The following is a 592-nucleotide window of genomic DNA, read 5'->3' as shown; positions in this document are numbered from 1 at the left end:
AGGACACGGAGCACGCGCAGCGAGTAGTTGGCGAAGTAGACCTTGTGGGCGTTGCTGTCACGCATGCGGATCACGTCTTTGCGCTTCATCGCCGCCGGGTTGGCGTCCCCCATGATCGAGACGAAGAACTCCAGGTACTTGTCATAGTCCAGCGCCGTGCGCGTCTTGAGCCGCGCGTACTTGGGGGACTTGTGGTAGCTCTTCACCAGAGCGCGGAAATTGCGGGATGTGACGCGCTGTGGCTTTTCCTTGCCACCAAGAATGTCGGTGTATTCCTTCCAGAACTCCGGCGTGCCGAATTCGTTTTTGAATTTCTGAGAGGCCCAGCCCCGGCGTTGAAAATAGATGCCGTTGCGCTGGCGATAGACGTACTTGGGAAGCTCACGTTTTGCCATGGGTCATATCTATCCCTTCAAATTCATCAATTTCACTTTGCTGGCGAAGAACGATTTCGATCTTACGGCCATCCACCATGACGCGGCTGACCGACTTGCCAGCCCGTTCAAATGCGTTCAGCAGGCTGAGGGCCTTTTGTTCGATATTCGTCGCCGCCATGTTTCCACCAACAGAAGATTGCCGTTCTCTACGTCAG

At 55.2% G+C, this 592-nt stretch carries 1 protein-coding gene and 1 pseudogene; one reads left to right on the top strand and one right to left on the bottom strand.

The annotated features are described in order from the left end of the window. Positions 1 to 395: pseudogene (locus LCM32_RS21920) on the bottom strand (hypothetical protein); the annotation flags it as partial. Between LCM32_RS21920 and LCM32_RS21915 the strand changes: the two are divergent. Beyond that, a partial coding sequence (locus LCM32_RS21915) for a hypothetical protein (protein ID WP_224823211.1) occupies positions 394 to 592 on the top strand: 199 nt, incomplete at its 3' end. The pseudogene LCM32_RS21920 and the gene LCM32_RS21915 sit on opposite strands and share 2 nt — an antisense overlap.

It is taken from the genome of Pseudooceanicola nanhaiensis, from assembly GCF_020171315.1.
In the GTDB taxonomy this organism is placed as follows: Bacteria; Pseudomonadota; Alphaproteobacteria; order Rhodobacterales; family Rhodobacteraceae; genus Pseudooceanicola; species Pseudooceanicola nanhaiensis_A.
Note: the sequence above shows the minus strand (reverse complement) of the source record. Positions and strands in the feature narration are given on the sequence as shown.